Source organism: Paenibacillus oryzae, assembly GCF_001675045.1.
Classification (GTDB): Bacteria; Bacillota; Bacilli; order Paenibacillales; family Paenibacillaceae; genus Pristimantibacillus; species Pristimantibacillus oryzae.
The window spans coordinates 74059-82747 of the sequence record NZ_LYPA01000079.1 but is presented as its reverse complement, the minus strand read 5'-3'; the positions used below and the strand labels follow the sequence as shown (position 1 = coordinate 82747).

The window sequence follows — 8689 nt, the reverse complement described above, 5'->3', positions numbered from 1 at the left end:
CTCCAAGTGTTCCAAAACGTCTTGAGCAGCTATCGCTTTTTACTGTAAATTTAAGGAAGCGTTATGGGTCAAGCGTAGACACTGCTGACCGCTACACGCTGCCAAAGTAGCTAAAATGAGGTTTTACGGTCATTTTTGTCCGTTGTAATTTCTCCGGGCGGTCAACAAGGTGGAAATCTAACCTTGCAGTTCTTGATGGCAGCTTTTAGCAGCTTTTAGCAGCTTTTGGCAGCTTTTGATCACTGGTAAAAAGGAGGGCTATTATGAGTGTTCGCCGTAGCGATTCCCATAATAGCCCTCTCTTTGCAGTTTATTGTTATCCGCTATCGCTCTAAGCTTCCCCACAGCTCCATCTGTTCATGGCGTTGCGGTAGGCGCACCTGCTCCGGAAGCTCCGTTGGTCCCTGGCGTTGCGGCAGGCGTACCTGCGCCGGAAGCCCCTTCAGTTCCGGTAGTCCCGGGAGTTGCTCCGCCACCGGTGCCCCCGTTAGTGCCAGTTGATCCGGTTGCCGCTCCGCCACCGGTGCCCCCGTTAGTGCCAGTTGATCCGGTTGCCGCTCCTCCACCGGTACCTCCTGTCCCGCCGTTCTGGTCGATCGAACCGCCGGACTCGCTTCCCTCGGCTTCCCCTTCACCCTCTGGCAATACTCCTCCATCAGGCGTGCCGGAGGCTCCAGGCGTCTCGCCAGACGGTGTGGCGGATGGAACGGAGGTGTCCGCAGGAGTGGCCTCGGCGCTTGGCGTTGGCGACGGCTCGGCGTTGTCCCCGGAATGGCGTGAATCCATCCAGATCCAGATAATGCTGACCGTCAGAAAAGCGCCGATAAGAAATAACGCCAACAAAATCAGCAGCTTTTTCTGCTCCCGCAGGAATCGTTTATAGCCCGGCAGCTGCTTGCGTTCAATCTCCTGGATGAGCTTGCGGAATTCCTTGCTGCCGCTTTCGTTTAACAGGCTGACCCGCTTTTTGTTCCTCAGAGCTTCGGGATTATGCTCTCGGAAATATTGTCTGACGCCTCCGGCAAAACGGTGATCCACTTCAACAGCGCCGGAAAGCCACAGGAGGAAGTGGAATACATCCTCATCATTGCCGGTATTATGGCCCACATAAGCCAGCATGGCGGAATAGTCGTATTCCGGCTCTCCCGAGGTAAAGCCCTGGATATAGAAAGCCCCGGTAACCGCTGTATAATTAGTTTCCTCAACGCGGCCCTTAAGCTGGCGGCGCAGCAATGCCTGCACCTTGTCAAACAGGTCCTCGTCCAGCTTATTGAGCGTTTGCTCCATCTCTTCAAGCTCATTGACCTTGGTATCCCATACAAATGTTGCTGCTGCCGCGATTCTAACAATCTGCGAATGAGGCGAAGCCAGCTTGCTGCGGGGTTCACTTGCATAATAGACCAAATAATGAAGCCGTCCGGCTTCCTCGATTGTAAGCTTTTCCGCTTCCAGGCTTCCAAGAACGGCATGGGCAACCGTCTGCTTGACCAGCTCGGTCAAATCAAGAAGCGCGGGATTAACGGCTACCAGCTCGTCCATTAAATCAAACAGCTTTTCCCCATTGCCGATGCGGCTCCGGTCCTTGCCCAGCACCTGCGCGATTTTGGTTCCGCATTGCTTCGGAAAGTACGTTTCCTCCAGTACAGAAGGAGCCGCTTCGTTCCAAAACATAATTTCCTCTATAATACCCTTAACATCCGTTACTGGCGCAAGACGCGCCAAAATATAATCCTCCAGCACGCGGATATATTTGGTCTGGCTTTGAAGCTGCCGGATGACCTCGGCAAACAGGTCAGACTGCTGCTGCAGGCTGTCCATAACGGCCGCTGTAAAATCCTCGTCTCCTTGCGTATTCCAATTGCTGTGCAAAATAAGCGCCAGGTCGCGGATCAGCATCTGCCGCGTTCTGCTATCCGCATGCCCGGCATACTCCACCATAATGGCCGCATAACCGGCGGATACGGAGCCTCTGGTTCGCATGGCTTCCATCTCGGAGCTTACCAGCTTTTCAAACAACTGCCGAAGCTGCCGCTTTGACGATGGCCCGCCTGTCTTCAAATAACCAAGGATGGAGGTCAACACGCCTTCCTTGTTTATCTCGTAAACCTCATGCTTCCCCTTGCTGATCCGAAACAGAGCGCTCAGCTCATTGTAGGTCGTATAGGACATCGCCTTGGCCTGCTCGCAGCCCTCTAATGCTTCCTCCGCAAACGAGAAAAAAGCCGCCAATAATTCCGGATGCTCCCGAAAGGCTATGGCCAAATCCAAAAAATAATGATCGCCGCCATGAAGATCGACATTGGCAAATCGGTTTCCAGCAAAATCAAATAAATAATCCTTGTCGAGCGAGCGCTCGCCCGGGCGGATGCTGCCCTTTTCAACAAAGATCAGATTTAAATATTTTTTGGGCTGCGGCTCGTTTTGATAGGTGGAGAAGCCAAAGTGACGCCGCAGCTCATAAGGCAGCAGATGGAACAAAATTTCGGTCAGCCGCTTGGCATACGTTGCACTTTCCGATACATCCACGTTTAAGGTCACATACACCTTTTTGTTGCTGGCTATTGAAGCCATAACGGCCCATAGCAGCTGCTGCAATTTATCCGTATCGATGCCAAGCCGCTCCAGAACGGCAGCTTGCCCGTCAATATAGGAATCCGTGTCAAAAGGAATATCGTCCAGCGCGGGCAGCTGCTGCCCCTGGCTCCCATCAAACCGGTTTTCAAAATACCGGATGCGGAAAATGCCGTTGCCGGATACTAAATAGTCCTCCTTGCGCTTGGACGGAACGATATAATGATGGACAAAGATCGTATCCCGCTGTCCGGTAAAATCAGCGCCCGCCATAATGCTGCGCCCAATCACCAGCTCTCCCGACTCGGCATGAAACACAGTCAGCGATTCCGGGTACAGCGAATAATCCTGCTCGCCGCGCTGGCTCAGCTCATGCGGAGGCAAGTAAACGCAGAAGGGATGCAGCGTTTTTTTGATAAAGGCATCCTCCAGAGCCGGGGATTTGGCCACGCTGTCCAAGCCTTCGGTCGCTCTGAAAATGCCCTGGCGCGCGCGTGTGTAATAATGCTGCTGAATTTGAGGAAGCTGGGTCATTTCGAACGGCTCCCTTCAATATATTGCAGCTTGTATAGAAGCCAGATTAACGGCTCGTCTACCCGAATGGGATTGACGACGCCCGTAATTTGCTTGTTGACGGGATTGGCGCCCAATGCGGATACGGCAAAGTAGGCGGTATCACGGAAATAAACATCCAGCGCATCCTTAAACGGGCGGTCCACCTTTTCGATAAACCGGGTAACCTCTCCGTTAATATTGTTGAATTCATCAAGGTCCAGGCTCCGCTGATGGACAACATTTTTAAATACGTTGCTGTTTGGACGAATATATTCGCCGTCCTCTTCCTTCAAATGCTGGAGCATATCGCTTTTGGTAATAACCACCGCTGTCGGAATATCGGTTGCGCTTTTTTCCTCGTGCCCGATAAAATTCTGGAAAAGAGAAATCACAATTTCGCGCGGCTCGTCATATTGGCTTGGAAACTCCTCCTGACGGTCGCCAAAACGAACCAGCAGCCGGTCGCGAATCGTCTTGATCTGCATGGGGTCAACCATAAACAAAATGCCGGCTGAATTTTTAATATGGGATGCATAAATGTCCAGATAGGCGTCATCCACCATACCTTCGCCCGCAACATCAAAAAAGACCAGCGTCAGCGGCGGTATAGTCTCATCCTTAAACCTGAACTGAAAAATAAACGGCTCCTGAACGACATCGCGCAGCGTTGTGCTGATCATCATGCCGCGTTCGAAAATCGGCTCCTCGTAATTTTGGCGGAACCTTCTGCTAATCTCTGCATTAAGCGGCATGCACGCGGCGGAAAAATTGCTGGCCGTGGTTTGCTGGAGCGTATGGATCAGAGATGCCATATAGACCGATTTGCCCGAAGCGGACGCGCCAACAATGGAAATAATGTTGCTTGGAACCTTGCCGGATGGCAGGGGCAGCTCGTTATGGCAATGCGGGCAAAGCCGTTTGCGGGTAAGCATGCCGTGGTTGTCCGTTAGCGCAACCAGCACATTTTCGGAATAAATCAAATTTTCATCGGGTATATGTGCGGGATAGATAACCGCTTCTATTTCGTCGATAGGCGACAGGTTAAACTTCTCGCGATACCGGTTTAGCAGCTCATCCTCCTGAAGCGCATAATCCTGGTCGTCATCACGATGATGCGTGGCCCGAAACACAACCTCGTCAGGCTGAAATTTGCTGAAGCAATAGGGACAAACGATAGGATAAAAAGGAGGTTTCTCCTTGACTGGAGCCTTTTTCTTGAATATGTCCTTTAGAAAATCAAGCATGCCGCAAGCCCTCCGTTACTCTGGAATCAACTCATAAAGCTCTCCGTACTTCCTCCGGTCGGTAAAAAACAGGCGGATATAATCCTGTTTGCCGATTTCAATGTCCGGCAGCGTATTTCTGCCGGGATTCAGATCATGGATAAAGGGGTATACCACGCCGTCTTCATTGCTCGCGGGCACGGCCCCTTCCTTTTTGACATAGCACAAGGCTTCCCGGGACACGAACACCTCGCTGTGCAGGCTGATGGAGACCGGCTTCCGCTTGCGGAACAAAGCCATTCCGTATTTGATGGAATAGCGGATTTTGGCCTTGCCGGCGCTGAACACAAGCAGATTGTCGCTATCCTCCTGCCTGTTCACCACCATAACGCCGTTTTCCCGTTCGGCGGCATAGATGCGGAAGGCAAGCCTTCCGATGCCCTCCAGCTTGACGCGGTAGCCTTGGCGGGCCTTGTATTCCTCTCTGGTGTATAATCGCATCTCTTCATCCAGCGGCCTTCCGCGCGGCGTCTCGGCATCCATGTGATGGCCGTGGACATAGACATAAGAAATGCCTTCCGGCCATTTCCATGTCATGATGCATTCATTATCCTGAATATAATGACGGATATCGGTTATCCGCTTTTTGTCCTGAACCGAGCCGCTCCATTCCATCCCTCTGCTCCACCCCCGTCAGTTGAAGTCTCTATGGGTACCTTGTGCTTCCCTTCCGTTCTGCGACCGTCCCCCATAACCTCGGTTACGGAAAGAAAAGCTGTCAGCGCCATCCATGGACGAGCTTTGCTTATAAGCGACCAGAAGCGTGGATAAGGACAATATAATCGCCAGCAGGACATCGGCTGTCCCGCGATAGAAATAAGCCGGCCAATCCGGTCCGCGTCCCTGCAGGCCCAGCTCCAGAATGAGCCCGGCAAGCAGCCCTCCGATTGCGCCGCCGACCAGATAGCTTCTAACCAGATAACGATTGTCGAACATCGAACCGGCTCCCAGCCCCATCAACGCGCCAATAATGACGATGCAGCCAACGCGGACAATGGCATAATAAAGACTGTCCGCCAATGCGCCCGTTCTTTCTCCGACCAAATGCCATGTTTGGGTGGAACGATAAATTTGAGTCACGACGCCCGACAAGCTTTGCACCTTATCTACCTCATAAAAAGTGCCGCCCGTGCGGTTCGCGATCCATTTTAGCAAATTATTGCCCTGCTGGTTTTCTGCGCCCATGCCAATGGCGTGCACGCCTACTCTAGCCTCCTGATAAGGCTTCAGCGCCTGGTCCAGATCCACCTCGCTGAAGCCGTCCGAGATAAGAATAACTGTGCTGTTGCGACCGTCATTGGAAACGGCGGAAATCAGCTCCATTGATACCGTCAGTGCGGCGGCTATATCGGTGCCTCCGTCTGGCTCCGGCATATTGTCCAGCAGCCCCAGCACCTCATCCTTCATGGACTGGTCAGCTACAGGCGTCAGGTCCTGCAGCACCTCTGCCCGATCACTAAACGTAATAATCGCGACCCGCTTGTCCGATTCCAGACTTTGAATCAAATTGCGAATGGCTTGCAGCCTTACCTGATCGGGATCTGTCTCCGTCATGCTGCCGGATGTATCTACGGCAAGCAAAATATCCTGCGGCGGCTTTACCTTCCCGAAGTACAGGCCGTATACAAACTGCAGCGCTATGCCCGCCACAAGCATCAGAACAAGCGAAGCCGGCACCAGCAGCTTCCAGCCGTCGCGGCCATTGCGCAGCCGCCATCCCTTTCCGTTGATGTCCGGCGAAATGTATTCCGCAAGCAGGCAGAAGAATGCCACCCATAAAGCCAACTGGCCAAAATATAGACCCATCAAAAAGAAATGGGGCATCCTTCCCTCTCCCCAAATCAATAAGGCCTCGCCTGCGAAAAATCCGGCAACGCCGCCGATGATGCTGAACAGCACCATCAGCAAGTTCACTCTACGCTGGAACATCTTTTGTCCCCGCCTCCTTGTACTCAGGTCGTTGCATGAAACTGAAAGCCGTTTTCCTGATACGATTCATAATATTTCCGCCCGTTGATGACATACATCATGTCATCCAGCTGAAAGCCGCCCATAATGTTCAGCTTTTCGATAGACGCCGAACGGGGGACATGAATGCAGCCCAGCTTGTAGCTGCGGCTTCCCTTATCTCTCGTAAACGCAAATTGCATAAACTCGCTGTCCGCATCGGCAAAAAAGTATTTTTCCTCATAGCGATGCTTGTGCAAATAATTAAAGATATGCATATGCATGCCCGCATTGTCCTCCAGCGTAACATAAAGGTCGCGGTACAGCTCCTCCTTGGACAATACCTTGTCCCGGTCCTCGTAATTCACCCCGATATTGGCCCGCTGCAGCAGCTCATCCTCAAACGATTGGCCGAACTGCGGATATCGGAACAAATCGCGCTTGCAAATGACAAGCACCGCATCGCGCAGCTTATCCGCCCCTTGCTCCAGCAGATGCAGCACATTGCCCAAATATCGGTCGTCAAAAAGAAAGGCGTCGCCATGGCGCGACTGGAGATCGCTCATAATCTCCTTTACCACCGAGCCGTAATACTCCGGAATGTTGCGGCCCAAATAGTCGCTGGCCTCCGAAACGCTTTGGCGCGCGGTGTCTGCAAGCAGCTTATCCAGCTGCTTCATGGCATTGACATGCCCCTTCAGGCTGCTATGAATCGCCTCCAGGGCGTGCTTGCACCGGTCCAGCCACTTCATTCGCATTTCCAAAAACAGCATATCGTATTTCATTCCGTACAGCTTGTCGAAAATATGCCGGCTGATTTGCTTGATGCGCGTTTTCTCAAACAAGCTAAAACGCGACAACGCCTGCGCCTCGACCGGCTCCTGCATCATCGCCTGATACGCAACCTCCGCCTCCGCCAGCTGCCTGACCGTATCCTTGCGAAGCAAATGCAGCTCATGCAGGGCGGAGCGCTCGTCATGCTCGGCCGTCCACAGGCAGGCGCTATATAGCCCATAAGCGGGATTGTCGATGATGCGCGCCTTCACCAGCTCCTGCAGCTCCCGCTCCGGCTCGGCTTGCAGCAGCCGCTTTTCTGCGGGCTCGATCATGTTTTTACGAAAAAAAGCGACCGCATGCTCGCCAAACAGCCGTTCCTCCGCCTGTCCAAGCGTCAGCCTGCGAAGCTCCGACGACGATATAGACTCGGAAAGCATGCCATGCATCTCCTCCAGGCTTTCCCTGCCCGGCAGCAGCGGCTCTACCCTGCGGTCGATTTTGTCTAGCTGAAAGCCGAAAACCCCCGCGACGGAGCGGCGGTCAAGGCGGCTTTGCTCCTCCAGTCTGCCAATCACCTGCTTCAGCAGATGGGACGCTACCGTTAAGGCAATCGCCTTGCTTGGCCGCTTCATTCGGGAAAAGCCGGCTGTTGCATACACCGTTTCCCGTGAGGAGGAGGGCTGAATATGCTGGCGAAAGTGCTGGTTGTTGTAGCTTTCCTGGCTGCGGCTGTCCTCTTCTACGATCTTGCGGTTTTTCAAAAGGTTCATATTGCACAAAATGCTGTAGTTGGCGTCCATTCCCGCTTCCGGAAACATGCCCTCTTCGTTTTTGTCGCTAAGTAAATAAACGAGGTCAAACAGAGGCGCAGCACCATGCTCCACCTCCAGCTTGACCTGGTCCTCCGTTACTCTAAGCGGCCCCTTGAAGGAATACGCGCGATCCTGAAAAGCATCCATTTCCCGCAAAAAGCTGACGCCAAGCGCGGAGGAAAGTTCATCGGCATGACGCTCCCTAATCAGCCCGTAGAAGTCCATCTGAATCAGCTTGAACGACTCTCCCAGAATCGTTTTTAGCAAAATGGCGATTTCCGGCAGCATAATGCTGCAAGGGTCGTCCACTCTGGCAACGGTCGCTACGTTCATCCATTGAAAGGAGGAGTACAGCTTCCCGTACTCCGCAATCGTATGGCTGACGCTGCGAATACTCCGGTTCAGGCCTGCAAGCACCTCCGGGTCCTCATAAAATGCCGCCCGCAGCTCGGGCCGCTGCTTTTTCCGGTCGGAATGAGCCGCAGGCAGGCGAAACGAAAACACGTTGTCCCGCTCCATGGTGCGCTCCTGATACACATGTAAATACAGGACGCCGCGGCTGTTGTTCCATTTCCTTGTATTGGCGTCATAGACAGCTTGCAGCGCCTCAAGGGACTGGTCTCCGACGAAAAGAAACAGCAGCGGGTTATTCATGCTGATTTGTCCCGCATGATCGTCGATCACGCGGTCCGCTTCCGCATCGTATTGCTCCGCGAAGGCAATCAATTCTCTCTGCATACCTTA

General features: G+C 53.1%; 5 protein-coding genes. All 5 read right to left on the bottom strand.

Going from position 1 to position 8689, the window contains the following annotated elements; genetic code table 11:
* Nucleotides 1-357: 357 nt before the first annotated feature.
* From A7K91_RS24070 to A7K91_RS24050, 5 genes are read right to left on the bottom strand one after another with little or no spacing between them, the layout of a single operon-like run.
* Nucleotides 358-3105, bottom strand: a complete 2748-nt coding sequence (locus A7K91_RS24070) for a GAP1-N2 domain-containing protein (RefSeq protein WP_068687038.1) — start codon at nucleotides 3103-3105, stop codon at nucleotides 358-360.
* Nucleotides 3102-4370, bottom strand: a complete 1269-nt coding sequence (locus A7K91_RS24065) for a TRAFAC clade GTPase domain-containing protein (protein ID WP_068687037.1) — start codon at nucleotides 4368-4370, stop codon at nucleotides 3102-3104. The genes A7K91_RS24070 and A7K91_RS24065 overlap by 4 nt, the downstream gene beginning before the upstream one ends.
* Nucleotides 4371-4385: 15 nt before the next feature.
* On the bottom strand, nucleotides 4386-5024 hold the full coding sequence (locus tag A7K91_RS24060; RefSeq protein WP_068687036.1) for a hypothetical protein: 639 nt from the start codon (nucleotides 5022-5024) through the stop codon (nucleotides 4386-4388).
* Between the two features lie 18 nt (nucleotides 5025-5042).
* Nucleotides 5043-6338: a vWA domain-containing protein gene (locus A7K91_RS24055; protein WP_068687035.1), complete on the bottom strand. Its 1296-nt coding sequence runs from the start codon at nucleotides 6336-6338 to the stop codon at nucleotides 5043-5045.
* A 23-nt stretch (nucleotides 6339-6361) separates the two neighbouring features.
* Nucleotides 6362-8683 carry a hypothetical protein gene (locus tag A7K91_RS24050; RefSeq protein WP_068687034.1) on the bottom strand — a complete coding sequence of 774 codons (2322 nt, stop codon included), beginning with the start codon at nucleotides 8681-8683 and terminating at the stop codon, nucleotides 6362-6364.
* Nucleotides 8684-8689 lie beyond the last annotated feature (6 nt).

Excerpts from the sequence above, each read along its gene's own strand:
- A7K91_RS24070 (WP_068687038.1), bottom strand. The coding sequence starts at position 3,105 with ATGACCCAGCTTCCTCAAATTCAGCAGCATTATTACACACGCGCGCGC.
- A7K91_RS24065 (WP_068687037.1), bottom strand. The coding sequence starts at position 4,370 with ATGCTTGATTTTCTAAAGGACATATTCAAGAAAAAGGCTCCAGTCAAG.
- A7K91_RS24060 (WP_068687036.1), bottom strand. The coding sequence starts at position 5,024 with ATGGAATGGAGCGGCTCGGTTCAGGACAAAAAGCGGATAACCGATATC.
- A7K91_RS24055 (WP_068687035.1), bottom strand. The coding sequence starts at position 6,338 with ATGTTCCAGCGTAGAGTGAACTTGCTGATGGTGCTGTTCAGCATCATC.
- A7K91_RS24050 (WP_068687034.1), bottom strand. The coding sequence starts at position 8,683 with ATGCAGAGAGAATTGATTGCCTTCGCGGAGCAATACGATGCGGAAGCG.